The sequence below is a fragment of the Vibrio sp. 1641 genome (assembly GCF_033339995.1).
GTDB lineage: Bacteria > Pseudomonadota > Gammaproteobacteria > Enterobacterales > Vibrionaceae > Vibrio > Vibrio alginolyticus.
In genome coordinates, this window is the sequence record NZ_JAWOVP010000002.1 from 144,407 (window position 1) to 171,404 (window position 26,998).

Annotated in this window: 30 protein-coding genes; 20 read left to right on the forward strand and 10 right to left on the reverse strand. The window is 44.7% G+C overall.

Annotation, left to right across the window (positions count from 1 at the left end; translation table 11 throughout):
- Positions 1–387: 387 nt before the first annotated feature.
- The 4 genes from R7Z47_RS04665 to R7Z47_RS04680 all read left to right on the forward strand — a co-directional run bounded on the left by R7Z47_RS04665 (position 388) and on the right by R7Z47_RS04680 (position 4,554).
- The gene (locus R7Z47_RS04665; protein WP_318129856.1) at positions 388–2,187 is read left to right on the forward strand and encodes a sodium:proton antiporter; all 1,800 of its coding nucleotides are present in this window, start codon (positions 388–390) and stop codon (positions 2,185–2,187) included.
- A gap of 238 nt (positions 2,188–2,425) precedes the next feature.
- Positions 2,426–3,445, forward strand: a complete 1,020-nt coding sequence (gene fni, locus R7Z47_RS04670; protein ID WP_225496508.1) for a type 2 isopentenyl-diphosphate Delta-isomerase — start codon at positions 2,426–2,428, stop codon at positions 3,443–3,445.
- Between the two features lie 194 nt (positions 3,446–3,639).
- On the forward strand, positions 3,640–3,903 hold the full coding sequence (locus R7Z47_RS04675) for a DUF3012 domain-containing protein (protein ID WP_005373992.1): 264 nt from the start codon (positions 3,640–3,642) through the stop codon (positions 3,901–3,903).
- A 252-nt stretch (positions 3,904–4,155) separates the two neighbouring features.
- Positions 4,156–4,554, forward strand: a complete 399-nt coding sequence (locus R7Z47_RS04680) for a GFA family protein (RefSeq protein ID WP_005388696.1) — start codon at positions 4,156–4,158, stop codon at positions 4,552–4,554.
- 93 nt (positions 4,555–4,647) lie between these two features.
- Here the strand turns inward: R7Z47_RS04680 and R7Z47_RS04685 are convergent, their stop codons facing one another.
- The gene (locus R7Z47_RS04685) at positions 4,648–4,998 is read right to left on the reverse strand and encodes a rhodanese-like domain-containing protein (protein ID WP_025768015.1); all 351 of its coding nucleotides are present in this window, start codon (positions 4,996–4,998) and stop codon (positions 4,648–4,650) included.
- A 267-nt stretch (positions 4,999–5,265) separates the two neighbouring features.
- Here R7Z47_RS04685 and R7Z47_RS04690 point away from each other — a divergent pair, with 267 nt between their 5' ends.
- From R7Z47_RS04690 to R7Z47_RS04700, 3 genes are all read left to right on the forward strand, one after another.
- Positions 5,266–5,556: a co-chaperone GroES gene (locus R7Z47_RS04690; protein ID WP_005373989.1), complete on the forward strand. Its 291-nt coding sequence runs from the start codon at positions 5,266–5,268 to the stop codon at positions 5,554–5,556.
- Positions 5,557–5,589: 33 nt separating this feature from the next.
- A complete protein-coding gene (gene groL, locus R7Z47_RS04695; RefSeq protein WP_213893573.1) occupies positions 5,590–7,188 on the forward strand; it encodes a chaperonin GroEL in 1,599 nt (532 codons plus the stop codon).
- 105 nt (positions 7,189–7,293) lie between these two features.
- Positions 7,294–7,503, forward strand: a complete 210-nt coding sequence (locus R7Z47_RS04700; RefSeq protein ID WP_005373984.1) for a hypothetical protein — start codon at positions 7,294–7,296, stop codon at positions 7,501–7,503.
- 130 nt (positions 7,504–7,633) lie between these two features.
- Here the strand turns inward: R7Z47_RS04700 and R7Z47_RS04705 are convergent, their stop codons facing one another.
- Complete coding sequence (locus R7Z47_RS04705; RefSeq protein ID WP_005388704.1) at positions 7,634–8,245, reverse strand: LysE family translocator; 612 nt, start codon at positions 8,243–8,245, stop codon at positions 7,634–7,636.
- Positions 8,246–8,354: 109 nt separating this feature from the next.
- Here R7Z47_RS04705 and R7Z47_RS04710 point away from each other — a divergent pair, with 109 nt between their 5' ends.
- Together R7Z47_RS04710 and R7Z47_RS04715 are read left to right on the forward strand one after the other, a co-directional pair.
- Positions 8,355–9,245 (forward strand): LysR family transcriptional regulator, encoded by an 891-nt coding sequence (locus R7Z47_RS04710; RefSeq protein WP_167415746.1) that lies wholly within the window; start codon positions 8,355–8,357, stop codon positions 9,243–9,245.
- 59 nt (positions 9,246–9,304) lie between these two features.
- Positions 9,305–9,676: a VOC family protein gene (locus R7Z47_RS04715; protein ID WP_005373979.1), complete on the forward strand. Its 372-nt coding sequence runs from the start codon at positions 9,305–9,307 to the stop codon at positions 9,674–9,676.
- 98 nt (positions 9,677–9,774) lie between these two features.
- On the opposite strand, the gene R7Z47_RS04720 is transcribed toward R7Z47_RS04715, so the two are convergent.
- Positions 9,775–9,996, reverse strand: a complete 222-nt coding sequence (locus tag R7Z47_RS04720; RefSeq protein WP_017635120.1) for a hypothetical protein — start codon at positions 9,994–9,996, stop codon at positions 9,775–9,777.
- Between the two features lie 122 nt (positions 9,997–10,118).
- Between R7Z47_RS04720 and R7Z47_RS04725 the strand changes: the two genes are divergently transcribed.
- A complete protein-coding gene (locus R7Z47_RS04725; RefSeq protein ID WP_167415745.1) occupies positions 10,119–10,646 on the forward strand; it encodes a TetR/AcrR family transcriptional regulator in 528 nt (175 codons plus the stop codon).
- A gap of 44 nt (positions 10,647–10,690) precedes the next feature.
- Here R7Z47_RS04725 and R7Z47_RS04730 read toward each other — a convergent pair whose 3' ends face one another.
- Entirely contained in the window at positions 10,691–11,641 is a 951-nt protein-coding gene (locus R7Z47_RS04730; protein ID WP_044129538.1) for a helix-turn-helix domain-containing protein, read from the reverse strand.
- Between the two features lie 184 nt (positions 11,642–11,825).
- Here R7Z47_RS04730 and R7Z47_RS04735 point away from each other — a divergent pair, with 184 nt between their 5' ends.
- The 4 genes from R7Z47_RS04735 to R7Z47_RS04750 all read left to right on the forward strand — a co-directional run bounded on the left by R7Z47_RS04735 (position 11,826) and on the right by R7Z47_RS04750 (position 16,773).
- Complete coding sequence (locus tag R7Z47_RS04735) at positions 11,826–13,238, forward strand: ethanolamine ammonia-lyase subunit EutB (RefSeq protein ID WP_005388715.1); 1,413 nt, start codon at positions 11,826–11,828, stop codon at positions 13,236–13,238.
- Positions 13,231–14,115, forward strand: a complete 885-nt coding sequence (eutC, locus tag R7Z47_RS04740) for an ethanolamine ammonia-lyase subunit EutC (RefSeq protein WP_167415744.1) — start codon at positions 13,231–13,233, stop codon at positions 14,113–14,115. Before R7Z47_RS04735 ends, eutC begins: the two co-directional genes overlap by 8 nt.
- 11 nt (positions 14,116–14,126) lie before the next feature.
- A complete protein-coding gene (gene eat, locus R7Z47_RS04745) occupies positions 14,127–15,530 on the forward strand; it encodes an ethanolamine permease (RefSeq protein WP_167415743.1) in 1,404 nt (467 codons plus the stop codon).
- 187 nt (positions 15,531–15,717) lie between these two features.
- A complete protein-coding gene (locus R7Z47_RS04750) occupies positions 15,718–16,773 on the forward strand; it encodes an NAD(P)H-dependent flavin oxidoreductase (protein WP_137282828.1) in 1,056 nt (351 codons plus the stop codon).
- A gap of 38 nt (positions 16,774–16,811) precedes the next feature.
- Here the strand turns inward: R7Z47_RS04750 and R7Z47_RS04755 are convergent, their stop codons facing one another.
- Positions 16,812–17,291 carry a peptide-methionine (S)-S-oxide reductase gene (locus R7Z47_RS04755; RefSeq protein WP_017635126.1) on the reverse strand — a complete coding sequence of 160 codons (480 nt, stop codon included), beginning with the start codon at positions 17,289–17,291 and terminating at the stop codon, positions 16,812–16,814.
- A 217-nt stretch (positions 17,292–17,508) separates the two neighbouring features.
- On the opposite strand from R7Z47_RS04755, the gene R7Z47_RS04760 reads away from it, so the two are divergent.
- Positions 17,509–18,249 (forward strand): DNA-binding transcriptional regulator YciT, encoded by a 741-nt coding sequence (locus tag R7Z47_RS04760; protein WP_054865466.1) that lies wholly within the window; start codon positions 17,509–17,511, stop codon positions 18,247–18,249.
- Here R7Z47_RS04760 and R7Z47_RS04765 read toward each other — a convergent pair whose 3' ends face one another.
- The 4 genes from R7Z47_RS04765 to R7Z47_RS04780 all read right to left on the reverse strand — a co-directional run bounded on the left by R7Z47_RS04765 (position 18,250) and on the right by R7Z47_RS04780 (position 21,095).
- Entirely contained in the window at positions 18,250–19,143 is an 894-nt protein-coding gene (locus R7Z47_RS04765; protein ID WP_064354514.1) for a DMT family transporter, read from the reverse strand.
- 154 nt (positions 19,144–19,297) lie between these two features.
- Complete coding sequence (locus R7Z47_RS04770; RefSeq protein WP_042523322.1) at positions 19,298–19,654, reverse strand: VOC family protein; 357 nt, start codon at positions 19,652–19,654, stop codon at positions 19,298–19,300.
- 29 nt (positions 19,655–19,683) lie between these two features.
- Positions 19,684–20,337, reverse strand: coding sequence for an isochorismatase family protein (locus R7Z47_RS04775; protein ID WP_005389657.1), 654 nt, complete (start codon positions 20,335–20,337; stop codon positions 19,684–19,686).
- Between the two features lie 32 nt (positions 20,338–20,369).
- Positions 20,370–21,095 (reverse strand): NUDIX domain-containing protein, encoded by a 726-nt coding sequence (locus R7Z47_RS04780; protein WP_005373953.1) that lies wholly within the window; start codon positions 21,093–21,095, stop codon positions 20,370–20,372.
- Positions 21,096–21,393: 298 nt separating this feature from the next.
- Here R7Z47_RS04780 and pncB point away from each other — a divergent pair, with 298 nt between their 5' ends.
- The 4 genes from pncB to R7Z47_RS04800 all read left to right on the forward strand — a co-directional run bounded on the left by pncB (position 21,394) and on the right by R7Z47_RS04800 (position 25,067).
- Complete coding sequence (pncB, locus tag R7Z47_RS04785; RefSeq protein WP_047102848.1) at positions 21,394–22,704, forward strand: nicotinate phosphoribosyltransferase; 1,311 nt, start codon at positions 21,394–21,396, stop codon at positions 22,702–22,704.
- 320 nt (positions 22,705–23,024) lie between these two features.
- Entirely contained in the window at positions 23,025–23,384 is a 360-nt protein-coding gene (locus tag R7Z47_RS04790) for a hypothetical protein (protein WP_005373947.1), read from the forward strand.
- Between the two features lie 214 nt (positions 23,385–23,598).
- Positions 23,599–24,117, forward strand: coding sequence for a glycine zipper 2TM domain-containing protein (locus R7Z47_RS04795; protein ID WP_005373945.1), 519 nt, complete (start codon positions 23,599–23,601; stop codon positions 24,115–24,117).
- Between the two features lie 170 nt (positions 24,118–24,287).
- Positions 24,288–25,067, forward strand: a complete 780-nt coding sequence (locus R7Z47_RS04800; protein WP_213874357.1) for a methyltransferase domain-containing protein — start codon at positions 24,288–24,290, stop codon at positions 25,065–25,067.
- A gap of 64 nt (positions 25,068–25,131) precedes the next feature.
- Here R7Z47_RS04800 and R7Z47_RS04805 read toward each other — a convergent pair whose 3' ends face one another.
- Complete coding sequence (locus R7Z47_RS04805; RefSeq protein ID WP_005373940.1) at positions 25,132–26,013, reverse strand: DMT family transporter; 882 nt, start codon at positions 26,011–26,013, stop codon at positions 25,132–25,134.
- Between the two features lie 93 nt (positions 26,014–26,106).
- Here R7Z47_RS04805 and R7Z47_RS04810 point away from each other — a divergent pair, with 93 nt between their 5' ends.
- On the forward strand, positions 26,107–26,991 hold the full coding sequence (locus R7Z47_RS04810; protein ID WP_005387224.1) for a LysR family transcriptional regulator: 885 nt from the start codon (positions 26,107–26,109) through the stop codon (positions 26,989–26,991).
- Positions 26,992–26,998: the final 7 nt, after the last annotated feature.

The window sequence follows — 26,998 nt, forward strand, 5'->3', positions numbered from 1 at the left end:
CCACGATTCTTAACTTTGAGCACTTACGCTAAAGCTTAGTTCATGCTCTATGCCTTAGCCTCATATAGTGCTAGGTTCCGCGCTTTCTTTAGAAATCATTCTACATAATGAAACTCAATGCGTAATGATGAATTCGACAAAGTCGCACACTTGTGTGCCACTTTAAGACCTGATGAACAAAAATGAGTCGTTAAGTCATTGGGGGTCAACTATATTCATAATTCTGATGCGATCGCCAAATGACTTCAAACATGTGCGTTTCATAGCGATGTCATCGAAGGTCAGTCGTTTGATTTGCACGTTCGGTTGTTTCTATTTGACCGTAAGGCTGAATGTATTCGGGTATAGCGCATTCACGCGAAAAAAGACAAAAACAGGTAATTATTGATGCAAGTGGGTAATGAAGCGCTGGTGCTGTCAGCGGTTGGGGTTATTGGTTTAGGTTGCCAATGGTTAGCTTGGCGATTGCGTTTGCCAGCGATTTTATTTTTGTTGTTGGCAGGGCTGATCGTCGGGCCATTTATGCAGTGGTTAAATCCTGATGAGATATTAGGTAATTTGCTCTTTCCGTTGGTTTCTTTAGCGGTGGCAGTGATTTTATTTGAAGGCAGTTTGACCTTAAACTTTAAAGAAATTCGTGGTGTGAGTGGTTCGGTATGGAGCATTGTTTCCATCGGGGCGATCATTTCGTGGGCAGCGACCAGTATCGCAACACACTATTTCCTCGGCTTTACTTGGGAGCTTGCCATGTTGTTCGGCAGCTTAACCGTAGTAACAGGGCCGACGGTCATCGTGCCACTTCTACGAACCGTAAGACCTAACAGTACGCTTGCTAACATTTTGCGATGGGAAGGGATTTTGATTGACCCGCTCGGTGCGCTTTTTGTTGTGATGGTTTACGAGTTTATCGTATCTCACAGCGCGATAAATAGCGTCGAAGTGTTTGGGACGATCATTGCTGTCGGCGTCATGCTAGGTGCGGCCTCAGGCTATGCAGTTGCGACGATCATGCGTCGCTCTTGGCTACCGGAATATTTGCAGCCATTTGCGGTTTTGATGGTGGTTCTAGGTGTATTTTCGGTCTCTAACCACATTGAGTCTGAAGCTGGGTTACTAACCGTCACCGTAATGGGTATGTGGCTCGCAAACGCTAAAGACATCAATATTCAGCAAATTCTGCACTTTAAAGAGCATTTAACCATTTTACTGATCACCGGATTGTTCATCTTCCTTGCGGCTCGAATCAGTCTGGATGATTTTGCTGCGCTAGGTAGCGGTGCGTTATTGTTGTTTGTATTTATGCAGTTAGTGTCGCGTCCGTTATCGATTTTTCTTTCAACCTTCCGCAGCAACTTGCGTCTCAAAGATAAGCTGTTTTTGTCTTGGGTTGCACCGCGCGGTATTGTTGCTGCTTCGATTTCGTCTCTTTTCGCGATCAAATTGACCGAATACGGCATTGATGAAGCGATTTTACTGGTCCCTATGACCTTCATGGTGATTATAGGAACGGTCGTGTTACAAAGTGCGACGGCACGTCCTGTAGCGCTGACGTTGGGCGTCGCAGAGCCAGCACCACGCGGCTTCTTGTTGATTGGTGCTAACCGAGTAGCAAGAGAAATAGGGCAGGCGTTGTCGCGTTATGACCGTCGCGTATTAATGACTGACTCAAACTGGGAGTACATCAGTCAGGTTCGTATGTTGGGACTGGATTACTATTACGGCAACCCTATTTCTAGTCACGCGGACGACAACTTGAACTTGATAGGAATAGGACAAGTGGTTGCATTAACGCCCGATCAGCATTTCAACATTATGGCTTGCATGCAATTCGTCGACGAGTTTGGGGAAGATAAAGTTCACTGCTTACAAAAAGTGAAAACCAACGGCAATGGCAGCGAGAAGCACTCCGTGGCTCAGGAGTACCATGGTAAATTGCTGATGGGCGGCAATGTAAGCTATACCCAGCTAGCCAGTATGTTAAGTCGTGGTGCCGAGGTTAAACACACGAAATTGAGCGATAACTTCACGTATCAAGACTATTTAGCGCATCACAAAGGTAGTTCAGTTGTACCGCTGTTCCATGTAGAAGAAAAAGGAAAAATTCAATTCTGTGATGATCCCGAACAGTTTGAACCAACGACGACAAGCAATGTTGTGTCGCTAATTCTGTCGGACAGCGTAAAGTAAACTACAGAGCAATGTGATCCATTTTCATCATGGGTATCGTACGCTGATTATCTCAATTTGAAGAGAAACTTGCCGGCTTGTTTAAAACGGAAAGCGAGTTTCTTTTCTTATAATGTCAGGGGCAGTCGAGATTCATTACTCGTTTCGGAAAAGTAATCCGGCAAATTCACAAAATTCGCATTGACGTTACTGATAAGGATCGCAATACTGCGCGACTGTTTTACTTTAGGGTGACATTATGGCTCCGCAAACTAACCGAAAAGATTTACACCTAGATGCTGTTTTACATCATGATATGAGCATGAAGCATAAAACGGCGGGTTTTGAGTCTGTCGAGTTTGAACACTGTGCGCTGCCAGAATGTGACTTTCACGCGATCGATTTATCGACAGAGTTTCTTGGTCATCAATTAGCGCTACCGTTTTTGATTAGCTCGATGACTGGCGGAGCAAAAGACGCAGAAACGATCAATTGTCGTCTAGCTGAAGCAGCAAGTGAATTAGGTATTGCCATGGGTGTGGGCTCGCAACGGATTAGCTTAGAAGAAAGTCAGCATTCGGGCTTGGGTAAAACCATTCGTGAGTTGGCGAAAGAAGTACCGTTGTATTCCAATCTTGGAGCCGCTCAATTGCTCGATAAAGGTAAACTCGATAATGCGCAACGTGCGGTTGAGGCGATTCAAGCCGATGCCTTGTTTGTGCACGTTAATCCAATGCAGGAAGCGTTTCAGAAAAATGGCGACCACAATTGGGTTGGTGTTTTCCAGGCAATTGAGATGCTTAAATCTCGCGTGAAGGTTCCTATCATTATCAAAGAAGTCGGTTTTGGTATTAGCGGACACGTTGCGCAGCGATTAATTGATGCTGGTGTGGATGCAATTGACGTTGCGGGCGCGGGTGGCACAAGCTGGAGTGCGGTTGAAGGGTATTGCCAAGATAATCCGAAAATGCAGCGTGCAGCCGAGCTTTTCCGCGATTGGGGTGTCCCTACAGCAACATGTTTGGCTCAAATCCGCGCACTGCATCCTACATTACCCTTGATCGCCTCGGGAGGTGTTCGTAATGGGCTTGAAGCGGCGAAAGCCATTCATCTGGGTGCTAATCTCATTGGGCAAGCAGGTGCAGTATTAAAAGCTGCGACGATCAGCACGCAATCTGTCGTCGATCACTTTGAACAAATGGCATTAGAGCTGCGTTTAGCGTGCTTTGGTACTGGCTCTTTTAAGGTTGGTGAGCTAACAAAAGCGCGCTGCCTATAGCTTTTAGAATGGCGCGCTTTACACAGTGTCGCTCAATAATTTTTCGGTGTCTTAACACGTAGACTGATAATTTCGTTATAGTTGATACAAAAGTCACTTCAGCTAGTGACGCCTTTATTCAGACACTTGAATGGGCATGTGTTGAAGAGATTGAGTTTAATTTTACTATTGTTTGCAACTGGAACCTTAAATTTATGAAAAAACTAGTCATGCTGATGTTGGCGGCTTCTGCTTTGACCGCTTGTAGTGATGAAGTGGGCACTGAAGGCTGGTGTAACGACATGCGCGATAAGCCAAAAACAGAATGGACAGCAGACAACGCGGTAGACTTTGCAAAGCATTGTGTTCTGCAAGATGGTGTCGGCAGCGAGCAATGGTGTGAAAACCTGAAAGATAAGCCGAAAGGTGACTGGACTGCAAACGAAGCGACCAGCTTTACTAAACACTGCATTTTTTAAGCACAGCGGAAAGCGCCTTTTCTGAGGCGACATTCTGTGAGGGAAACACCAAGCGTTATTGCTTGGTGTTTTTGTATCTAAAATAGCTCGATTTTTCACGTGTCGAGCGCACTTCCCTCTGAATGGAATGTTTTACATTTTCGTTTCATTTTTGAAAACCTGTATTGCCTGTCTTTAATTTTTCGTATTGCAATGGCATGGTGTCGAGATAGCCATCTAATTCAATTAGATTCATAACAAAAAGGAATTCAAATGGAAGTACTAAAAGGCTCATGTCTGTGCGGCAAGGTAAAGTTGGAAGTGGCAGATGAATTCAAATACATGGGAAATTGCCATTGCTCTGAATGCCGCAAGTTCACAGGTTCTGACTATTCATCTGCCGGTGGTATTGCGTTGGATAAACTGCTTATTATCCAAGGGAAAGAAGATATTCAAACTTATCAGAAAAGCGAAAATACCATGCTATGCTTTTGTCGCCACTGCGGATCGAGCCTGTATTCGAAAAAGAACAATGGGATCGTCAATATTCGCCTTGGTATCTTGGATGACACACCTTCTCACAAGCCTGATTTCCATATTTTTGTCGCGTCGAAAGCGCCGTGGCTCGAGATATCGGATAACCTGACTCAATTTGATGCAGGGCCAAAATAGAGTTGTTGTAGATAAGTATTTAGAAACAGAGCGCGTTACAATACGCTTGCGACGCGCTCTGTGCTTTTACTTTGTATATTAGAACGGAGACGACTATTTGGCGTCTTGTAGTTCTTCAAAGCCACCTGCATTGTGCAGATTCGTAAAGCCTTGCGATTGTAAGTATTGATACGCTTTGCCAGAGCGGTTACCACTGCGACAGTACAACACGATAGCTTGATCTTTATCGACGTCTTGAAAATGTTTATCAAGTTCAGATAAAGGGAAGTTGACGGCATTATCCAAATGCCCTTCAGAAAACTCTTGCGGCGTGCGCACATCGACAATCATCGCGCCCTCGTCAATCAATTGCCAACCTTGTTCAGCGCGTTCAGAAGCTGACACGTTGGGTGAGAGGAAGCCAACGCATAACGTTGCAAGAAATAGAGATACGGCCTTTTTCATTGTTTGATTATCCTTTTTAAGAGTACGTAACCACTCTAGATTTGATTGAGCACATTTTCCATCATAAAGAGATGCTAAGTGGTTGTGAATGCGATAATTCGATAGAAAATTTTATTTAATTTAATAAAAAATTTTTATCAAATTCACCTCTTGAACTCTAATTTTTCGACCTTATTATTTTCATCGAAAGCGAGCTGTCGACTCGCAAATCCATCTTGATGTTTATTTTGTCTTTTATTTTTGGTTCCAAGTAGGAGGCACTTAAAAATGAAAATTCGTCCTTTAAATGACAAGCTAATTGTTGAAAGACAAGAGGTGGAAAATAAATCTGAAGGGGGAATCGTTTTAACTTCTCAGTCGGTGAAAAAATCAAACCGCGGGAAAGTCATTGCTGTTGGTTTAGGTAAACGTCTTGAAAATGGCGAACGCGCTGCGATGGAAGTCAAAGTGGGCGACCAAATCATTTTCAATGACGGTTACGGCGTGAAAACCGAGAAAATTGACGGCGCAGAATACTTAATTCTGTCCGAATCTGATGTGTTAGCAATCGTTGAGTAATTATTTTTGTAGTAGTTTTTTGAGGAGATAACCATGGCTGCAAAAGACGTATTATTTGCTAATGACGCACGTCAAAAAATGCTGAAAGGTGTGAACTTACTGGCGGACGCAGTAAAAGTGACACTAGGCCCGAAAGGCCGCAACGTTGTGCTTGATAAATCTTACGGCGCGCCAACCATCACCAAAGATGGCGTGTCTGTAGCGAAAGAAATCGAACTGAAAGATAAGTTCGAAAACATGGGCGCACAAATGGTGAAACAAGTGGCGTCCAAAGCGAATGATGAAGCGGGGGACGGTACAACGACCGCTACCGTACTGGCGCAATCTTTCATCAATGAAGGTCTTAAAGCGGTAGCCTCTGGCATGAACCCAATGGACCTAAAACGTGGTATCGACAAAGCCACTGAAGCGGCGGTTGAGAAACTACGTGAAATGTCTAAGCCATGCAGCGACAAGGAATCCATCACCCAAGTGGGTAGCATTTCTGCAAACAGCGATCGCGCGATCGGTGAAATCATTGCAGAAGCGATGGAGAAAGTGGGTCGCAATGGCGTGATTACGGTTGAAGAAGGCCAAGGTCTAAACAACGAATTGTCTGTGGTTGAAGGTATGCAATTTGACCGCGGTTACTTGTCGCCATACTTCATCACTAACCAAGAAAATGGCAGCGTAGAGCTAGACAACCCTTACATCCTATTGGTGGACAAAAAAGTCAGCAGCATCCGCGAGATATTGCCTGTACTAGAAGAAGTGGCGAAATCTTCTCGCTCGCTATTGATCATTGCTGAAGACATCGAAGGTGAAGCGCTAGCGACATTGGTTGTGAACAACATGCGCGGCATCGTGCGTGCGACCGCGGTGAAAGCGCCTGGCTTTGGTGACAACCGTAAAGCGATGATGGAAGACATTGCGGTACTAACTGCTGGTACGGTCATCTCTGAAGAAATCGGCCTAGAGCTCGAAAAAGCAACGTTAGAGCAACTAGGTAGTGCGAAGAAAGTGACCATCACCAAAGACACAACAACCATTGTGGGTGGTGCAGCAGAAGCAAGTGCGATTGCTGATCGTGTGGCTTCGATTGAAAAACAAATCGAAACAACCACCTCTCAATACGATAAAGACAAGCTTCAACAACGTGTTGCGAAGCTTTCTGGCGGCGTAGCGGTGATCAAGATCGGCGCTGCAACCGAAGTTGAGATGAAAGAGAAGAAAGACCGCGTGGACGATGCGCTACACGCTACCCGCGCAGCGGTTGAAGAAGGTATTGTTGCTGGTGGTGGTGTAGCTTTAACTAAGATCGCGAAAGAATTGGCGGATCTAAAAGGCGACAACGATGACCAAAACGTGGGTATCCGAGTTGCCCTACGTGCAATGGAAGAGCCTCTTCGTCAAATCGCAACTAACGCAGGTGACGAAGCTTCTGTTGTGGCGAACGCTGTTAAAGCGGGTGATGCCGATTACGGTTACAACGCTGCAACAGGTGAATACGGCAACATGATCGAAATGGGCATCTTGGACCCTGCGAAAGTAACACGTTCAGCGCTTCAATTCGCAGCGTCTGTTGCTGGCTTGATGATCACCACTGAAGCGATGATCACCAACCACGTTGAAGACAAAGAACTTGATATCTAACGTCATCAATCGTTAGTGATTAAGTAAGCGTTAAAATAACAATAACATTGCAAAACCTAAGCGGGCTCGCTTGAGCCCGCTAATCAGTCATTTGAGGTAAGTGTTATGACCCGTTTACCTGCGTTTTCTTTCTCAATATCTGAGCCGGGCGGTAATGAAGCTTCGTCAACGTGGCCGACTGCTATTCACTTCCCCCTCGTTCCAGCTGGGCCAGAGTTTTCAATCGAAAATGCTCTGCCTAAACGTCCGACAGTGACGATATTCACTATCGATCTGTCTCAGTTATTTAAAGGGGACGCTCGGGTCATCCATTAACTGTATCGAAACAGCCAGCGCACGTTGGCTGTTTTTTCTAATTTAAAGTATTGATAATGTTGATTTTTATTTGATTACTGCCACTTGTTCAATGATCAATTTGAACTGGGGTAATCGGACCGCAAGCGTACTACACCTTTAAGCCCAGCATTGCGCCGAAAATGATCAATCCCGCCCCACATGCTTGATTGAGTCGATGCTTAATCTTCAACAAGAAAGCTTGTAGCTGGGGTGACGTGAATAAAACAGCAACGATAGAAAACCAAATACCATGCAGCGCAATCATATAAATCCCGTAGAACAAGGCGATGTGTTGCTGACTAGAGTCGGGAGAAATCACTTGGCTAAAAATACTCAGAAAAAACAGCATCGTCTTGGGATTGAGTAAATTACACAGAAATCCCTGCATGAAAAATCGCCACATTGAATACTCGCTCTGTTGAACGGTTTCTGAGTTTGATGCAGGTTGCGAGGAGAATATTCCTTTAATCCCAAGGTAGACAAGATAAGCGGCCCCAAGATAGCGCACGAGATTAAACAACCATTCATTTTGTGAAATTAAGTAACTGATCCCCAGCATGGAGTAAGCGATGTGGATGCTTATCGCCATGCTGATACCAATCGCACTGTACACGCCTGCCTTTCGTCCTTGATTTAAGCTATTTCTTAATACCAAAACAAAGTCTGCGCCAGGGCTAATAACAATAAGCACACCTAATAACGCAAGAGTTACAAATTCCATATCGATTTCCTGTTTGAATGATGAAGTCTGGGATGTAGCGGAATTGTAGGCGTCTTTATTACTGACTATAATCGAAAAATATTCCCATATTGGTGAGAAAAACTCACAGATGCGTCACCTGAAATCTTTTTATGTATTCCACGTTGCGGCGAGCTCTTCAAGCTACACTGAAGCGGCTGACAAACTAAACATTACCCACGGAGCCGTGAGTAAGCAGATCAAGCAACTTGAGCAATATCTGTCTCAACCTTTGTTCTTCAAAGAGGGCAGGAAAGTCGTGTTGACGGCGGAAGGCGAATTACTCAAGACATACACAGAAACGGCATTCCAAACGCTAGAAACAGGCGTGAATACGCTTATTCAAGAGAAGCATCAGCATCTTGAAGTGTCTTGTGAACCGACATTAACCATGCGCTGGTTGATGCCAAGGTTGGCCGCGTTTAATGATGAACACCGTGCTGATGTTCGTTTGTCGACGGCTGGTGGCCCGGTAACATTAGGAGCAACTGGGCTTTCGATGGCGATTCGTCGAGACGATTTTGCGCAGCATCACGATTACGACAAAACCATTCTTGTGGAAGAGTGGGTGGGGCCGGTATTTTCTCCTGAGTATTGGCAATCCATTAAAGACAATTTGAAAGCAGCTCGATTGTTGAATAGCCAAACCAGACCGAATGCTTGGGCGGATTGGCAGCAATCAACACGTTGTGAAACTTTCAACGGCAACACTCAGCAATCATTCGCGCATTTTTATTTTTGCATACAAGCCGCAGTGGATGGCTTAGGCGTCGCAATGGGATCGTATCCTTTTGTCATGGACGATATTAAGCGTGGTAATTTGGTCGCACCATTTGGGTTTTCTCCATCAAGTTGCAATTACGTTTTATTGAGTCAAGATAAAAAGCGTACAGAACTCGAACATAAATTTATCACGTGGTTACAAACGCAAATGGCAGAGTGTGTGCCACTGTCATCACAGCAGATTACGCAAGGCGAATAGAAGGCATAGAGCGAGATTACGTCAGTCAGTTTTATGGAAAAAGGCTTAGGAAATTGGAAATGGAAAACCTCAATATTGTTGAAATCAAATCATTTGTTCCGGCGAAAGATTACGCGCTATCAAAACGCTTTTATGAGGCGATTGGCTTTGAAATGGCATCGGACTTCGGTGATGTAGCATACTTCTCTCAAGGTAGCTGCGCGTTTCTTTTACAGAATTTTTATGAGCCAGAACACGGCAATAACTTCATGATGCACTTGCTCGTAGAAGACGCAGAAAGCTGGCATCAGCACTTATCCAAAGTGGGTCATGAAGAATTTGGTTCGCGTTTGACTGAGCTGGTCGAGCAACCTTGGGGCATGCGCGAATGTTGTTTGTTTGACCCTAGCGGCGTTTTATGGCGAATTGGTCAGAACATGAATACTGACTAACGCCAGTCTTATTTTCACCACATCTACGCGCAGGTATTGAGATCTCGATATCTGCGCGTTTTCTTTTTTACTTAGCCTTGCCAACGTTTGTAGCGTACTCACGCCTTTTTCGAGGTGGTGTGCGATGGGCTAACGCCAAAAAACTCCTCAAGCAGCATGGCTTTGAGTTCTGCTCTGACTTCTGCGCCACCGATTAACGCCAAAAGTGCGAGTCCTCCTGGAATAAGGATGACCATTAATATCGGTCTTAAAATATACGAAAAGCAGAAGATGGTCGGGAAGAAAATCAATCCTTGGCCTAGTTTGTTTAATACGTACATGAGTGATTCCTTTTGTTTTTATATAAAATGAGCGTGCTCAATTTTATAAATGAGCGCGCTCAATTTGTCAATCTCAACCACGCAAGGTATGATCCTTTCAGGCTCATTAAGCAGACACATCAATGACGAAGCGACAACAAACCAGAGATAAAATTCTAAAAGCCGCATGGGCATCTTTTGCTCAAAATGGCTATGACATGACGACCACAAGGCAGATAGCGAGAGAAGCAGGAGTAGCCGATGGCACAGTGTTTAGCCATTTCCCGACTAAACTGTCGATTTTGCGCGAAGGGATGCTGGCGCAACTGCAACAGATCAGCCAAGAAACGCTAGTCAGTGTGGAAGGTAAAACCGATATCGACATTGGTTTGGCGCTGACGGAGAAATACTATCGCTACTATTTTGCGAACGTTGAGCTGAGCCGAGCTTTGTTGAAAGAGGTGATTTGGGATTTGGATTATTATCAGTCGTTTAACCAAGCTTTGTTTCAATCTGTAAACGGAAGCTCCGTCCTTGAGGGAAAAATACCGCTGATTCTTGACTGCTATTTTATGACGTTAATCTCGCACTTGAGCCGTGCAGAACCGGATGTTGAAGCGGCACTTGAAGAGCTTCATGCTAAGTTTCAGCAAATCATTGCGACTGCATAACATGGCCCCAACGCAGGATCTGAAAGAATATACTGCCTGTCATTTTATTTGCTGGACTCCCATTTTCTCGTTTCAGTTGGCGTCTCACCAAATAGCCGCTTGTAGCTTTGACTGAACTGCCCGAGATGGAAAAAACCAAAGTCAAAAGCGATTTCTGCAATTGTTCGATTATCTTCAGGGCTTTGTAGCACTCTACGTACTTGATTCAGGCGCATTCGATGTATGAACTGCTTTGGGGAAGTATTACAGCAATGTTCAAAGGTGTACTGTAGTGTGCGACGACTGACGTGTACTGCGTCACACAGTTCACTGACGGTTATCGGTGTACGGTAGTCTAGATCCTGTAGCTGTTGTTTTATACGGTGCATCACGTGTTGACGATGAGAGATTGATATCGGATGGCTCGTGTGCAGTGAACTGAGTGAGAACAACTCCAGCACAATATCTTTTAAGATTGCTTGATGTGTGGTTTCAGACCATCTTGGCTCGGCGGAACCAAGTAACGTGCCTAAGTAGTATTTAAGTTGTTGAATGTGTTTTTCCGTCAAACCCGTTAAGTGTAATGTGTTGTTTTGGATACTCCCAAGCTCAAGTTGATTTTCTATGATGTGAACGAAGTTTTTGTCGAGCACTATTCCATAGATAGAAAACTGCTCCGGTGTCATTAACTCAAAATCAGCGCCACCTTGCCTAAGCAAAAGTTGGCTTGAATTAAACTGACTGTGATTTAGGTGTAGCGGCTTATTTTCCGCACTCAAACCCAACCAAATACCTCCCTCTTCAACCCTGCATTGCTGTCTTAGCGAGCGGTTACTGTCTTCACGAAACACATGGAAATTGGGAAATCGTCGTTCTCGAATTTGACCTAAAAATCGACCATCGCTGAGTTGGTCATATTCCTGTTGCCAGTTTATCAGACTCGCAGCTTGTTGGTTTGCATCCTTAGTGTGATGGATGCACAGCATTGGTGCAGTTTGGGGCATTTGGTTACTCATCCTTGTGATGCTCATTCCTTTTTTGTGAGTCATGTTGGAGCAGTATTTACATAACTCATTGTTTATTATTGGTTTATAAATGTTGCCAGTTTTTGATAACGCTACGGAACACATTTGGCAATACTTTCTTAAAGCTTATTGATAGTTCAGCAAAAAGCGAACCAAATAGTGAAGAGGAAGAGCAATGACGGCAACTTATCGTCGGCAACAAGGAAGTAAAGTCTATACCTTTAAGTCATTAGCTGACTTGATGGCGAAAGCGACACCGGAGCGCTCAGGCGATGCGTTAGCCGGGGTTTGTGCTCAGTCAGCGGCAGAACGTGTAGTCGCACAAATGGCGCTGTCTGAGTTACCACTTAAAACGTTTCTTAACGAGGCGGTTATTCCATACGAAAGCGACGATATCACTCGCCTAATTATCGATACGCACGACCTTGAAGCCTTTAAGCCGATTGAGCACTTGACGGTCGGAGATTTTCGAAATTGGCTGCTGAGTGAAGAAGCCGATGGTGAAACGTTGGCTAAAATTCGTCAAGGTTTAACACCAGAAATGGTGGCCGCAGTCAGTAAGATTATGCGCAACCAGGATTTGATTCTCGTTGCTAAAAAATGCCAAGTTGTCACGGCTTTTCGGAATACGATTGGTTTGCCGAGTCGCCTGTCTACTCGCTTACAGCCGAATCATCCCACTGATTCTCTCAACGGTATCGCAGCGACCATTTTTGATGGTCTGATGTACGGAAATGGCGATGCGGTTATCGGTATCAATCCGGCAACAGATAATGTACCTCAAGCTATTAAGTTAATGAACTTAATGGATGAGGTGATTCAACACTATCAAATACCGACTCAGTCTTGTGTGTTAACTCATGTCACGAACACGATCGAAGCCATTGAAATGGGTGCACCAGTCGATCTCGTTTTTCAGTCGATAGGCGGCACGCAAGGGACGAATGATACCTTCGGAATCGACTTGTCGATTTTGAAAGAGGCCCATGAAGCCGCGTTGTCTTTGAATCGAGGCAGTGTAGGAAACAATGTGATGTATTTTGAGACCGGACAAGGTACAGCGCTGTCTGCGAATGCGTTTCATGGGGTCGATCAGCAGACTTGTGAAGCCCGCGCTTATGCTGTCGCGAAACAGTTCGATCCTTTGTTGGTTAATACTGTCGTTGGGTTTATTGGCCCTGAGTATCTGTTTGATGGCAAACAGATCATTCGTGCTGGGCTTGAAGATCATTTCTGTGGGAAGTTGCTTGGTTTACCTATGGGTTGCGATATCTGTTACACCAATCATGCCTATGCCGATCAGAATGACATGGATAACTTGCTGACACTATTAGGTGTGGCCGAGTGCTCGTTCATCATGGGTATTCCAGGGTCTGATGACATCATGCTCAACTATCAAACTACCTCATTTCACGATGCCCTTTACGCAAGAAAAGTACTCGGTTTGAAGCCAGCACCAGAGTTTGAACAATGGTTAATGGAGATGCAGATTTTCGAGAGCGTGCAAGACGTTCGGTTAAGTGAGCAAATCTCTCGCTCGTTTTCGGGAGCAATTAACCAACTGAATAAGGGGTATTCTCATGGGTAAAGTAATCACCATTGCTCAGTCCCCACAAGATGAGTCTGAAGTTGTCACACATAACCCTTGGGGCAAGTTACGCGACTTCACCTCTGCTCGGATCGCTCTGGGTCGCAGCGGGAACAGTGTACCAACCAACGAGTTACTCTCATTTCAGCTGGATCACGCCCAAGCTATGGATGCAGTGCATTGCAGTTTGAATATTGAGTCTCTCGTTGCTGGTTTGTCGGACTCTTACTCGATTCTTGAAAATACCTTAGAACCTCCAGTGGTAGTGAGCAGTCAAGTGAGTGACCGGCTTATGTACCTGCAAAGGCCCGATTTAGGAAGGCTGCTTGATGAATCTTCTTGGCAAACGCTCAACTTGATAGCAAATGAGCATAACACTGACATTGATCTTGCGATTGTTATTGCTGATGGACTTTCTTCCGTCGCAATTCAAAACCATGCCGTGCCTGTTGTTACTCGATTGATTTCTCTTTTAAGCGCTGATGATGGACATCAATGGAAATTCGCACCTATCACAATCGTAAAGCAAGGAAGAGTAGCGGTAGGGGATGATGTTGGTGAATGTTTTAACGCCAAGGCCGTGCTGGTTTTAATTGGAGAGAGACCCGGTCTAACTTCTCCGGATAGCATGGGTATGTATCTCACTTGGGGGGCTAAACGAGGCTCTAAAGATTCCCAAAGAAACTGCATTTCCAATGTGCGCCCTCAGGGGCTCAACTATGACGATGCCTGTGAACGCGCATTTTACTTGCTCAAGGAAGCTCGAAAATTACAACTGTCAGGAGTGAATCTGAAAGATCGCTCAGATATCAATGAGCCAAGTGGCGCAAGCGTTGAAGATAAACACAGCGACAACTTTTTAATTTCATCAAAGTAGAAGGATTTACTATGTCTAAACATCAGGAGTACTTGGCCAAAAGGCAGCTAAAAAGAGGCACCGCAGGTTGGATTTTACTTGCTGGCTTAGGTGTCTCGTATGTTATATCTGGTGACTTTGCCGGTTGGAACTTTGGCATCGCTCAAGCAGGATGGGGAGGCTTTCTTATTGCTGCTATCGCGATGGCAGTAATGTATTTCACGCTAGTATTGTCTTTAGCTGAAATGTCTGCGGCTATTCCTGCTGCGGGTGGTGGTTACAGCTTCGCAAGACAGGCGATGGGGCCGACAGGTGGCTTTTTCACTGGCTTATCAGTTTTGATTGAATATGCGCTCGCGCCTGCTGCGATAGTGATTTTTATTGGCTCAGCAGTGAATGAATTGGTTGGTATCGATGGCCCTGTTGTTTACGCACTTTTCTACGCCGTCTTTATCGCTATTCATATGGCAGGGGTTGGCGAAGCTCTCAAAGTAATGATGGTCATCAGTGGTTTGGCTGTGCTAGCTATTCTCATTACTGCTGCTGTGCTTATTGGTCACTTTGACGTTAATAACTTATTCGATATTGCTCCGGCGACGGCTCAGGCAACAGAAATCTTGCCGTTTGGGTGGTATGGCGTATGGGCTGCGTTGCCATTTGCAATGTGGTTGTTTCTTGCGGTTGAAGGTGTGCCTTTAGCGGCAGAGGAGGCAAAAAATCCGGCAAAAGATGTTCCCAAAGGCATCATTGGTGCGATGCTGTTTTTATTGCTAACCGCAACTCTCGTAGTCGTCCTTTTGGCTGGTGCGGTTGGCTCAAAGGTCATAGGCGATAGCGCGGTGCCATTAGTTGACGCCCTAAAGCTTACGGGCAATTCAACGGTAGCAATGGCCGTGAACTTACTTGGATTGGCTGGCCTTATCGCTTCTTTCTTTTCAATCATTTATGGTTACAGTCGCTTGGTGTTTGCGCTTTCCCGCGCGGGTTATTTACCGCAAACTTTGTCATTAACCAGTGACAAAAAAGTGCCTTCTCGTGCGCTTTTGGTTCCGGGCTTTTTTGGGTTCTTGGTTTCACTTACGGGTGAGGGGGACTTAATCTTGGCGATGGCTGTTGTCGGTGCGACTGTATCGTACGCATTAATGTCCTTGAGCCATATTTTATTGCGAATTAAACAGCCGGAATTAACTCGTCCATATAAAACGCCTGGTGGGATAATTACGTCGAGTATTTCTCTGGTGCTTTCTTTGATCGCAATGACAGGTGTTTATGCTTTTGATCCCTCAGCCTTTTTCATGACAATGGGATTGTTTCTTATCGGTGGTGTTTATTATGGGTTATACAGCCGCAACAAACTGGTGGCAGCAACCGCCGAGGAAGAGTTTGCCATGCTGTCTGTAGCAGAGCTAGAGCTTGAATCAGATGTCGTACGATAGTCACTTTGACTCTTGTTATTCAGCATATTAAGGGAGCCATAGGCTCCCTTTGTCATTTCTATCAAAAGTGCATAGCGCACAAATGCATCACTTTAACTTTATAAGCGGTTAATCATGTGAAAGTCTAGTCTGGATAACGATGGCGCAGATCCATCACAGGTAAAGGTTAAGTTTTCAAGGAAAGAGCATGATAAACAAGGTATTTAATACACTTTTGGGAACAGAGTTACCGATTATTCAAGCGCCAATGGCCGGTGTGCAAGACAGCCAAATGACCATAGCCGTCAGTAATGTTGGCGGGCTTGGCTCGTTACCTTGTGGAATGCTGAACAAAGACGCCATCGTAAAAGAACTTCAACTTATCAAGCAGGCAACTAACCGACCGTTTAACCTCAATTTCTTTTGCCATGAAATGCCGGAGTATGACGCCAACAAGCACGAAAAGTGGCAAAAAACGCTGCAACCGTATTTTTCCGAGGTTGATGCAACCGTTCAGGCTCAGCCAAACGCTCCGACAAGGATGCCTTTCAATCATGATATTGCTGACGCGATTGAACCATTTGCACCGCCAGTGATCAGTTTCCACTTTGGTTTGCCAGACGATGATCTGTTAGCTCGAATTAGAGGGTGGGGAGGGAAGATCCTTTCGTCAGCGACTACGGTGGACGAAGCACTTTGGCTAGAAGCAAAAGGCGTTGACGGCATTATTGCTCAAGGCTTGGAGGCTGGTGGACACCGAGGCATGTTTTTATCGGATGATTTAACTACTCAATTAAGTCTGATGGCGTTATTACCACAAATCGCCAAACGGGTGAATTTGCCTGTTATTGCAGCAGGAGGAATTGCCGATAGAAACGGTGTACAAGCCGCGCTAAAGTTAGGAGCAAGTGCCGTGCAGGTTGGCAGCGCCTATTTGTTGTGTGATGAGGCGAAAACATCGTCTTTACATCGATATGCCATTGCCAGTGAACGCGCGCAACATACCGCTGTGACCAATGTTTTCTCGGGCCGACCAGCGAGAGGCATTGTGAATCGCGCGATGTCGGAGCTAGGCTACATCAGTGAGTTTGCGCCGAAATTCCCATACGCCTCCATTGAAATGGCTCAACTAAGAGCGCTTATGGAAAAGCAAAACCGAGATGAATTCACACCGTTGTGGTGCGGACAAAACTCGTCGGGTTGTAAGGAAATATCGGCGGCAGAAATGACATTGTCATTAGTGGAAGGCATCGATTTAAACTGATGTGCGTCTTACCTTTTAAAGCGATGCCGACTGAACGGTTACGAGTTATCCCTGTATTTATGTAGTAAATCTAATGGGATGTGGCAGTAATCATTCGGAAAGTTTGTGAGTCTGTCTTGGTGCTCATCATCACTTGGCACATAATTTGTAAGTGGCAGTACTTCTACGGCGATCTTGTCGGCGTCCGGTCGCGCTGCGATAAACGCTTTCGCGATGGTGAGATGCTGTTCGTTTTGGCTATAAACACCAGTACGGTACTTCTTACCTACGTCTTCACCTTGCTTGTTAACGCTGTAAGGGTCGATTATCTCAAACAAATACCCCATTAAAGTTTCAACCGAAACTTGCTCAGGGTCGAACTGGGTTTTCACGCACTCTGCGTAGCCATCGTATTCGGATTGAGTGTTATCCGTTGTGCCATTTGCTCGCCCTGCTTCTGTGTTGATTACGCCCGGAAGGTGGCGCATAAATTCTTGCACGCCCCAAAGGCAGCCGCCAGCGAAGTAAATTTCTTCCATCACTTTTATCCTAGTCTTTACCGTTGTTGGGATGTAGGGAGCTAACCCCTCTTCTTCCATCCCATTTTCGTTGCCCTATTATCTGTTGATGGGAGCGATATTCGCAAGGTGCAGCTTGGCTAATCAGACCACGTGCTTTTTCCTTTTTACTTTCAAGTTCTTTTCATATGAAACATCAGGTGAGTATACTGTAAGCTCATCAATAAGGAGCGAATCTGTGAACCCAAGACAAAATGAAATTCTGCAATTAGTGAACGACCGTAAACGCGTTCAAGTCACGGAGCTTTCTGACATCATTGGCGTGTCGGGCGTGACCATCAGACAGGATTTGAACTTTCTGGAGCAACAGGGCTACCTAAAGCGCGTTCACGGCGCAGCTACCGCGTTGCAAAGTGATGACATTGATGCCCGCCTGGAAGTTCGTTTCGATATTAAACAATCGCTCGCAAACCAAGCTGCGGATTTGGTCGCATCGAATGAGACAGTGCTGATTGAAGGGGGCAGTGCCAATGCGTTGTTGGCTCGGACTTTGGCTGAGCGCGGCGATGTGACCATCATTACGCCATCGGCGTATATCGCCCATCTCATCCGTAACACTTCTGCCAACATTATCTTGCTTGGTGGCGTGTATCAGCACCAAGGCGAGAGCTTGGTCGGACCGCTGACTAAGTTGTGTATTGAGAACATTCATTTCAGCACAGCCTTCTTGGGTATTGACGGCTTCCATCAAGACACTGGCTTTACTAGCCGCGACATGATGCGTGCTGAGATCGCAGAAACCATCATTGCGAAAAAAAGGCGCAATATTGTTCTAACGGATTCTAGTAAATTTGGGCAAATTTATCCCTCATCAATTGGTAAGACTGACGAAATATCAGTGCTGCTGACTGACAAAGCCGCTCCGAAAAGCGACCTTGAACAAATCAAAAAGCGAGGTGTGGAAGTTATATTAGGCTGATTAAGCAACGCTTTGTTTTCGCTTCGCGAGCATTGCTGTTGGGGAGAAACCGGTGACTAGCATAGTGCCGCTAAGCACTAGAATTGTTCCTATGATGGTGTTAGAGCCGACGGGCTCATCTAGCACCAAGTAGCCCCATAAGATACCAAAAACAGGAACAAGAAAAGTGACAGTCAGTGCTGACGCTGGGCCGATATCAGAAACTAAGCGGAAATAGAGCAAATAAGCGAACCCTGTGCATACAACGCCGAGCGTGACAACAGAGCTCCATTCGAAATGACTTGGTTCTGCACGCATTGGTAAGAATGGTAGCAGCGGCAGTACCCAAATAACCGCCGCCCACATGCTGCCGTGAGCATTGTCAAAAGCTGGTACTTGTGGCGCATTTTTAGTGTAGTTGGTAGCAATGCCATAGCTGAAAGAAGCCATCAAACTGGCGGCAATAGGGAGCATGGCTTCTTCACCTATGGTTGAAGTATCTAAGCCGACCAAGACTGCAACGCCTCCAATGCCTATTAGCATACCGAGAACAGATTTCGCTGTGAGTGGGCTGCGGTACCAAACAAAGCCAACTAGTGCTCCCCATATTGGGGCGGTTGAGTTCAATATTGCTAAAGTTGATGCATTCAGTGTCTGGGCTGCGTACGCAAAGAGTAAAAATGGAACTGCGCTATTGAATAAGCCAATAATAAAGAAGTGTTTAGTATGCGCAGTTAACGTGAGTTTCTTCTTCAAATATACGGCGATCAATAACAAAGCGACGGCGGCAAATGTAACTCGAAATTCGATTAAGTAAGCCGGCCCGAATGTGTTGGCGGCGACTCGCATAAACAGAAACGAGCCACCCCAAATAGCAGCAAGGCAGAGTAAGCGAAAAAAACTGACGGCAGTCATTTGACATCCTTGGTCGAGGTCTAGCGCCTCATCGATTAATTGTTGCGCTAACAGTGAATTAAACCAAGGATGAGGTCAACCAGAAATGTAATGCCAGTTCCGGATCTGGCTAGCTTGGGCTCACGTTGATGGTGTGTTGTTGATTTGTGATCACTTAATGGCTCTCTGACCATACTGCGAATTCATTTCCACTCGGTTCAGTGAAGTGGAATCGACAGCCGCCGGGGAATTCGAAAATAGGGCGGATAATTTTTCCACCATGCTGCTCTACTTTTGTCTGAGTGGCCTGAATGTCTGAGCTATAAAATACTAAAAGTGCGCCACCATTTGCGGTTTGGTTTATAAACTCAGATTTGAAGAATCCGCCATCCAACCCTTGTCCTGAAAATGCAGAATATTCTGGACCATAATCGGTAAAGCTCCAGTCAAAAGCACGCTCAAAAAATTGTTTAGTCGCACTGACATTAGTGGAACCAAATTCAACGTAATTCAATTTTTCATGTTGATGCATGGTGAAATCCTTCTCGGTTACTATCGTTTCTAGGCGAACTTTTCTACGATGATGTCGTCCGCTTTTTCGACAAATAATGCGCCATTATCTCTGAGCTCTGTCAGCACATTCTCTACATTATCAGGCAGCACCGCACGAGTTGAAGCAAGATTAACTACCACATTGTAGCCAAGTTCCAGCGCTTGCATGACGGATTTTTTCACGCAAAAGTCTAAGGCAAGGCCACCGATAACTAAGGTATCAATCCCGTTGAACTTTAGAAATTCATGCGCACCTGTCGTTTTGGTGTCGGCAATATCATGGAAAAAAATACCGTAAGGGTGTGCGTCAGGATCCATACCTTTATTAACTTGAAAATCGTAGTCCAACACGGGTGGTAAGCCATCTAGCAGCTCAGAACCTGTTGTGCCAAGCACACAGTGACGGTTCCACTTTATATCCACATTCGGTAAACCAACGGGCTCAAGCATATTGGCTGGCGATTCTGCATCCCATTTTGCTTTCGGTGGGTGCAAGTCACGACTGACCAGTTTTAATCGGCCTTTGGCATGATTGTTCAAAAGCTCCGGTACGATTTCCAACGCACCTGCAACGGGCAGTTCATCTGGACATAACTCACTAAAACCTTTCTCTGGATCAACGTCGATCACTGCTGTAGTTTGATAGTTTACTCGAACAGTCATGGCAGACTCCTTGTCTGTCTGATTGTCTGCGTTTATCCACGCAAACAGTTTTGAAAAAAGGTTACTTCGTCGCTAGTCAGCGTATATACCATTGCGGGTTTTCCACCTTTACCTTTGTTGGTAGAAGCGACTTTATTAGTGGGTTTTAGTACGCCCGAATCTATCAAGCGGCGCTTAATCGTCATTCGGCTGATATCAATACCAAACTCTTGATAAGCAGAAATGATGTCCGCAACCAAAAACTCTTTGTCTAATGCAAACAAAAGAACCGATGTGTATTCAATGGATGCACGAAGCTTTTGCCACGCTTTTTCAATGGTTTTTTGATGATCAAATGCGAGGGTTTCTTCTCCATTGAGAATAGCCTGTAGCGAAAACCATTTAAGTTGGCATTCCGGTACACCTGCATTATTTATTTGCTCTACATTGTTACGATCAACTAAGGCGTAGTGCGTAATGTTTAAGCTCCAGTCTTCTGGATCGCGCTTTGGATCACCGTCGATAAACGCTTCGCTAAAATGGCGAGGGTAGGTATGGATTTTCTCACGGCAAATTCGGCGACGCGCCGCTTCAAAGTTTTCATCGGCCGGGCGTCCGCCTTCACTGGTTAAGTCTTTATCAAAGACAAATCCGCCCGGTAGTGCCCAGACTCCATGGTATGGCCGATTTGGATTTGAACGTTTAATCAACAACACTTCCAATCCCTTATCGGCACAGCCAGATAGCCTGAATGGAATAATGTCGACAGATACGATCATGGTTGGGTCCTAATATTGATTTGTAAGTAATCTAGCGCATAACAAGTGGTCAATCAATGGGTAAGTAACGAGTTGTTAGAAACGTTTTCGGTAGTGTTCTTAATACGGTTAGAGCATAAATTTACGGATGACTCTGACTTATTCACAATACTTGCTCGAATTCTAGACAAAAAAACCTTATAAAAATGAGTGGTTAGTAACAAAAGTTGACAAACTATAGATGGGTGTTTATTGTTTACGCAAATTAGTTAGTAACAAAAAGTTATATACCCAGGAAGGGCATGTAGAAGGGCACCTAATGACCACCAAACTATTTTCTTCCCGCATCATTCAAAGCGCTTTGGATTTCGATGTCTACAAAGTCAATATGATGAGCGCTGTAACAGCGCTTTACCCTGATGCGATGGTGTCATATAAGTTTATCGTGCGCAGTGAGGAAGACCTCTCTGAGCTTTTGCCCGAGGTAAAAGCCGAAGTCCTTAAACTGCAAGATATTCAATTTACGCAAGAAGAAATTGAATATATTAAGCGTGTCGCGCCTTACCTGAATCCTGACTTTGTTGATGCACTGCGCCATTTCCGTTTCAACCCACAAAGTGATGTCTCTTTCCATAATAAAGCCATGGCTGATGGCTCAAGCCAGTTAAGAATTACCATTAACGGCTTGTGGCGAGATACCATCTTGTACGAAACGATCATCATGAGCATCGTGTCTGAAGTTCGTAGCCGTCAGCGTTGGTCAGATATCCCTGTTGCGCAATTTACCACTGTTTTAGAAGAGAAAATTCGGCACCTAAAGTCGGAACTAAAACGTCGTAACATCACTAACTTTAAATTTTCTGACATGTCGACGCGTCGACGTTTTTCCTTCCAAGCTCAGCGCACTATGCTGGAATATTTGTGCCAGGAAGTGCCGGAATGTTTGACAGGAACAAGCAACTATCACTTAGCAAAAGAGCTAAACTTGACGCCTATCGGCACCGTTGCTCATGAATGGTTTATGGGACACCAAGCTCTGGTGAATGTGCGAGATTCGCAAAAAGTGGCGTTGCAACGTTGGCAAAAAATGTTTAATGGTGCACTAGGTATTGCGTTAACCGATACGATTGGTATCGATGCTTTCCTTAAAGACTTTGATGAAGAACTAAGTAACGCGTACTTCGGTGTACGTCACGATAGTGGTTGCCCTTATAGCTGGGGTGAAAAAATGATTGCACACTACCAGTCGCTGAATATAGACCCATTAACAAAAACACTGGTGTTTACCGACGGACTTAACTTCGAACAAGCGTTAGATATTTGCGAGTATTTCCAAGGACGTATTCAGGTGAGTTTTGGTATAGGTACTTTTCTTGCCAATGATATGGGTGATTATGTCAATAAAGATGGTGAAGCCTACCAGCCACTTTCTATCGTGATAAAAATGGTCACGTGCAATGGTTCACCGGTCGCCAAAATCAGTGACGAACCTGAGAAAGCCATGTGTGAAGATATCTTCTTTTTGATGAATCTCAAGCGCCGCTTTGAACAACCTCTTGATTTAAATGAGTGTCGTAAAATGATTGATCGTTTAGAAACTGAAGGTCAAAATTATCTCATCGACGCGTAGGCGTTATCCTCTCTCCATGATAAGCACCCTCTATCGTTACGACAAATTTATATAGGTAAACGTGGAGGGTGATTTCGTTATAGTAATATACAGAAGTAACCAGATACAGCGCAGGAAAGCACTTAAAAGTTGATGTGTTATCTGCCTTTGATTGGTGTACATCGATACGTTACAGCATCGTGGACGGTGTATCTCATCCGACACTAAACTCAGTCTAATCACGTAGTTTATTCCCACGTACCATGAGCTCACTCGGGTATAGACGTCTATCTGCTTTTATGACTTTGGGCTTCACGTAGTTGCTTGAATCAGGAGTCAAAATGAACCTAGTAGTACATTTGCAAAAGAAAGCGATCCGAAAATATGGCTATGAGATGGCCACTCGCCAAGCATGGAAGTGTGGTATCAAGGCAAATCTTGTAAAGCGCGTGATTGGCCTTTTTAAAGGACAAATTGTTTGTGTGGTTGAAGGTTGCCGAGCAGAGTTTTCTTCTCCTCTTAATAACCCCCTTCACGAAGATGACAAGCAGGGGCGATATGTGTTTGTTGGCGGTGTATGCTGGGAACCAAATAACATTATAGCGCCTGGTTTCCCTGATTTTATGTTTATGCACGTGCGTAATCTAAGCCACCGTCATAAGTATTTAACGGATGACGAACTATTTTTGAGCTTGGCTTAAAAATAAATCTCATAGACTAGTCCAGCCCAATCATAATCAGTAGTGATACAGTTTTAGCTCTGTTGACATTCTGCTGAGTGTTTCTTGACGTACCTCTTATAAAACAGTGTTTCTTTACTTGTTAATAACAGAGGGTTTGTTTTCGTCTGATGTGATTTCCCTTTTGCGATTTACCATAACGCTCATCAAAGCAAACCATACTGGGATGTAAATCATGAATATGAAATCTATCGCAATTGCAACGGCAGTTGTTGCTGTACTAGCAGGCTGTAAAGACAAAACGCCACCAGCTCCAACTCAAGCAAACATTACTTTGGTTGAAGCGGTGACTGAAACGGTGAAAAAGCCGCACCAAGTATGTAAAGACGTGGTAGTAACCGAGCAAGTTGCCCCTGCGGATGACAATAAAATTATTGGTACGGTTGGTGGCGCAGCAGCTGGAGCAGCGCTGGGCAACCAAATCGGTGGTGGCTCAGGTAAAGTGATTGCAACTGCAGCTGGTACGATTGCTGGTGCACTGACAGGTCGTAAGATCCAAGAGAATGTGCAAAAAGGTGATGTAGTAACAACGACGAAAAAACAGTGTCATACAGAATATACGACATCTGATAAAGTAGTGGGTTACGACGTCACTTACGAAGTTTCAGGTGCACCAACGACGGTTCGTTTGGCGAGCAAGCCAGCGACAAAAACGTTCCCAATTCAAGATGGTAACGTTGTTCTACCACAATAGTTAGCGACTTAACCGAAGCGATTAACAAGCCCTTTTATCTTTGAGATGAAAGGGTTTTTTCACATAAGCGGCGTTTTCATCTGTTTTCCCATTGGAATGTGCGGCCAGAAATACCCGTTAATTTCCGCGTTCGATACAATCACTTTTCTTAAAGTACGAACGGAAAAAACATGGAAGATTTTTACCTGACCGAGCACGGTCTGGCTGGTTATTTCGAAGCGCAATGGTTCGACAAGTTCATTGAGGATCAACAGATTGAGATGATAACCAGTCGCTCAAAACAAGTCCCACTTTCTTTTTTGTCATCACCTCACTGCTCCCAAGTTGCTGATTTTATTGCGCAGGCGGTAATCGAAAGCAGCGTTCAGCCGTATTCCCTACTTGAGGTTGGGGCGGCGCTGGGAAGAAATTATTATGAGTTAGTGCAACGCTTACCTAACCTTAAAGAAGCGACGCTTGTGGAGCCTTCAAATAGGTTAATGGATGGCTTGAAGCAACTATTAATAGAAGAACAACGCGTCGAGCTTACTTACCTTCACGATGTGAACACCTTAAACACTTTAGAGGTAGAGAATAGAGATATCGTACAGAAATGTGCTCATGTTGATTTGACGCTAATTAACCAGCCTTTTGAGCTCGATACTCTCCAATCTCGCTTTGATTTAGTCGTATGTTTAAATGTGATTGATCAATGTGAGTCGCCACTTAGCGTGATCAATGCTCTAAAAAAAACCACCAAGGTGGGTGGGCTGATCGTTGTCTCTTGCACTTATCAGTGGAACGCGAAACACATCAAAAATAAAGAAGAGGCGGTTGATGATATCAAAGAATACTTTGCTGAAGGCTGGCGTCTAGTGTCGGAAGCCGATCATGAATATCGCATCCGGTTTAATGATCGCTTTGCAAGGCAGTTTTTATCTCACGTAGTCGCTTACGTAAAAACCGATTAGAGCCACATAAAAAAACCGAGCACTTACGGCTCGGTTTTTTTAGTCTTTGGGTTAGAGCACAACTTTAAGTAACGTGCGCTTCTTGTTGCTCTTGCAACTTTTTCTTGCGACGCTCTCGTTTAGAAAGCCAAACCAGAGGCACAACAATCATAATGGTTCCTATTGCCATAAATATGTCTGGCACTTCTCCAAACCAAATCAATCCCACAAACACGGCACCAATTAAGCCACTGTATTCAGCGCTGGCAATTTTGTTGCTATCGATCGAGCGGTAAGCGATGACACATGTTGCTGCATAAATCATGATGAACAAACTTGAGCCAGCAGCAACAGGGAAAGCACTCCAGTCCCAAGGTTCTGCTTCGATCAGAACAAGCAAGAAGGCTACTGGAATACCTGCCAAGTTTGTCATCAATAACGTTTGCATCACAGACTGATTTTTTGGCAGTTTTCGAATGAGCAAGTTATTGATTGCTAGAGTAATTGCAACAACTAAAGCTGAAATCGCTGCCCAATCGATTTGGTCTGGACGAATGATGACCAATACACCGGCAAAGCCCATTATCGCTGCGGCGACCGATTGCTTAGACAACTGTTCTCCAAAAAAGATTGCTGCAAGTGGCAACATGATCAATGGCGCGGCGTAAAAGATCGCGTTCGCAGTTGCGAGCGGTAAAGATGAGATCGCCAAAACCATGAATATTGCACCAAGTAACCATACGTGAGCGCGAACAGCATGCCACTTAAACCCTTCAAGAAAAGGCGCATTTTTTGTTAGCAAGTAGACTGGCAGCAGAAAAAGCACCGCTGAAATTTGTCGGAAAAAGACAAATTGAAAAATAGGCACTTCATTTCCGACACTTTTAATTAAAGAGTCCGAAAGCACCGCAATGAGATTTCCAACAATTAATAGCAGCATCGCTGCTCCGACCGATGTAACTTTCACTTTTTCCTCTCCTCTTTCTTTGCCAAAGAGTAGGTGATGTCATAGGATGAAGTGAAGTGATATTTATTAGTTTAAGTATGAGATTTTTAGATAATGAAATTGCCACCACTCAGAGCGGTTCACTGTTTTGAATCTGTTGCCAGAAACTCTAGCTTTTCGCTTGCTGCTGAAGAACTCAATGTGACGCAAAGTGCCGTTAGCCACCAGATACGATTATTAGAAGATTATTTGGGTGAATCATTATTTATCCGTCAAGGCAGAAAGCTCTCTTTGTCCGATACGGGCACCCGATATTTAGAGGATATTAGCCCAGCAATTAGCTCAATTGCGATGGCCAGCCAAAAGGTGCGAGAAGGGGACAAAGGCAGCATACGGTTGGCGATTTATAGCTCGCTTGCCGTAAAGTGGCTTATTCCGCGTTTGTCTGATTTTAAGCGCTTACATCCAGAAATCGATCTGACACTCAATATGGTCGTTGGTGATCCTGAACAGACAGACAGCGTTGGCGATTGTTTTATCACGGTAGAAAAGCCAAAGCGAAACTACATGTCGGTAAAGTTATACGCGGAGACGCTGTATCCGGTCTGCAGCCATAAAATTTGGAAAGAGTTGCAAGATCAACCTATTCCAGAAGCGCTTTGGCGATACCCTATTTTGTCGACAGACTCAATTTATCGAGAGAGAGGAAAAGATTGGGCAGAGTGGTGCAGAGCGGGCGGTTACACCTTGCCGAAAGATGTCGATGTTCAACATTTTAGTCATATGTTGTTGGCAATAGAGGCGGCGCGTTATGACCAAGGCATCGCATTTGCGAATGATTTTATGCTCAATGAAAGAGATAAAGCGCATGATTTGGTGTACATCCCTTCTCATGGATTGGAAACCGGCGACAGCTTTTATTTTATTCATAAAAAGAGTCGAGCCAAGCAAGCGGAAATCATCAAACTCACTAACTGGTTGAAGCAGCAATGCTTGTGAAATGACT

Bases quoted from the DNA above. Each gene is read 5' to 3' on its own strand.
- groL (WP_213893573.1), top strand. From the start codon at position 5,590: ATGGCTGCAAAAGACGTATTATTTGCTAATGACGCACGTCAAAAAATG.
- R7Z47_RS04800 (WP_213874357.1), top strand. From the start codon at position 24,288: ATGGAAGATTTTTACCTGACCGAGCACGGTCTGGCTGGTTATTTCGAA.
- R7Z47_RS04780 (WP_005373953.1), bottom strand. From the start codon at position 21,095: ATGATCGTATCTGTCGACATTATTCCATTCAGGCTATCTGGCTGTGCC.
- R7Z47_RS04705 (WP_005388704.1), bottom strand. From the start codon at position 8,245: ATGGAATTTGTAACTCTTGCGTTATTAGGTGTGCTTATTGTTATTAGC.
- R7Z47_RS04765 (WP_064354514.1), bottom strand. From the start codon at position 19,143: ATGACTGCCGTCAGTTTTTTTCGCTTACTCTGCCTTGCTGCTATTTGG.
- eutC (WP_167415744.1), top strand. From the start codon at position 13,231: ATGGGTAAAGTAATCACCATTGCTCAGTCCCCACAAGATGAGTCTGAA.
- pncB (WP_047102848.1), top strand. From the start codon at position 21,394: ATGACCACCAAACTATTTTCTTCCCGCATCATTCAAAGCGCTTTGGAT.
- eat (WP_167415743.1), top strand. From the start codon at position 14,127: ATGTCTAAACATCAGGAGTACTTGGCCAAAAGGCAGCTAAAAAGAGGC.
- R7Z47_RS04710 (WP_167415746.1), top strand. From the start codon at position 8,355: ATGCGTCACCTGAAATCTTTTTATGTATTCCACGTTGCGGCGAGCTCT.
- R7Z47_RS04725 (WP_167415745.1), top strand. From the start codon at position 10,119: ATGACGAAGCGACAACAAACCAGAGATAAAATTCTAAAAGCCGCATGG.
- fni (WP_225496508.1), top strand. From the start codon at position 2,426: ATGGCTCCGCAAACTAACCGAAAAGATTTACACCTAGATGCTGTTTTA.
- R7Z47_RS04770 (WP_042523322.1), bottom strand. From the start codon at position 19,654: ATGCATCAACATGAAAAATTGAATTACGTTGAATTTGGTTCCACTAAT.
- R7Z47_RS04775 (WP_005389657.1), bottom strand. From the start codon at position 20,337: ATGACTGTTCGAGTAAACTATCAAACTACAGCAGTGATCGACGTTGAT.
- R7Z47_RS04795 (WP_005373945.1), top strand. From the start codon at position 23,599: ATGAATATGAAATCTATCGCAATTGCAACGGCAGTTGTTGCTGTACTA.
- R7Z47_RS04690 (WP_005373989.1), top strand. From the start codon at position 5,266: ATGAAAATTCGTCCTTTAAATGACAAGCTAATTGTTGAAAGACAAGAG.
- R7Z47_RS04755 (WP_017635126.1), bottom strand. From the start codon at position 17,291: ATGGAAGAAATTTACTTCGCTGGCGGCTGCCTTTGGGGCGTGCAAGAA.
- R7Z47_RS04700 (WP_005373984.1), top strand. From the start codon at position 7,294: ATGACCCGTTTACCTGCGTTTTCTTTCTCAATATCTGAGCCGGGCGGT.
- R7Z47_RS04730 (WP_044129538.1), bottom strand. From the start codon at position 11,641: ATGAGTAACCAAATGCCCCAAACTGCACCAATGCTGTGCATCCATCAC.
- R7Z47_RS04680 (WP_005388696.1), top strand. From the start codon at position 4,156: ATGGAAGTACTAAAAGGCTCATGTCTGTGCGGCAAGGTAAAGTTGGAA.
- R7Z47_RS04720 (WP_017635120.1), bottom strand. From the start codon at position 9,996: ATGTACGTATTAAACAAACTAGGCCAAGGATTGATTTTCTTCCCGACC.
- R7Z47_RS04715 (WP_005373979.1), top strand. From the start codon at position 9,305: ATGGAAAACCTCAATATTGTTGAAATCAAATCATTTGTTCCGGCGAAA.
- R7Z47_RS04810 (WP_005387224.1), top strand. From the start codon at position 26,107: ATGAAATTGCCACCACTCAGAGCGGTTCACTGTTTTGAATCTGTTGCC.
- R7Z47_RS04735 (WP_005388715.1), top strand. From the start codon at position 11,826: ATGACGGCAACTTATCGTCGGCAACAAGGAAGTAAAGTCTATACCTTT.
- R7Z47_RS04675 (WP_005373992.1), top strand. From the start codon at position 3,640: ATGAAAAAACTAGTCATGCTGATGTTGGCGGCTTCTGCTTTGACCGCT.
- R7Z47_RS04685 (WP_025768015.1), bottom strand. From the start codon at position 4,998: ATGAAAAAGGCCGTATCTCTATTTCTTGCAACGTTATGCGTTGGCTTC.
- R7Z47_RS04665 (WP_318129856.1), top strand. From the start codon at position 388: ATGCAAGTGGGTAATGAAGCGCTGGTGCTGTCAGCGGTTGGGGTTATT.
- R7Z47_RS04750 (WP_137282828.1), top strand. From the start codon at position 15,718: ATGATAAACAAGGTATTTAATACACTTTTGGGAACAGAGTTACCGATT.
- R7Z47_RS04790 (WP_005373947.1), top strand. From the start codon at position 23,025: ATGAACCTAGTAGTACATTTGCAAAAGAAAGCGATCCGAAAATATGGC.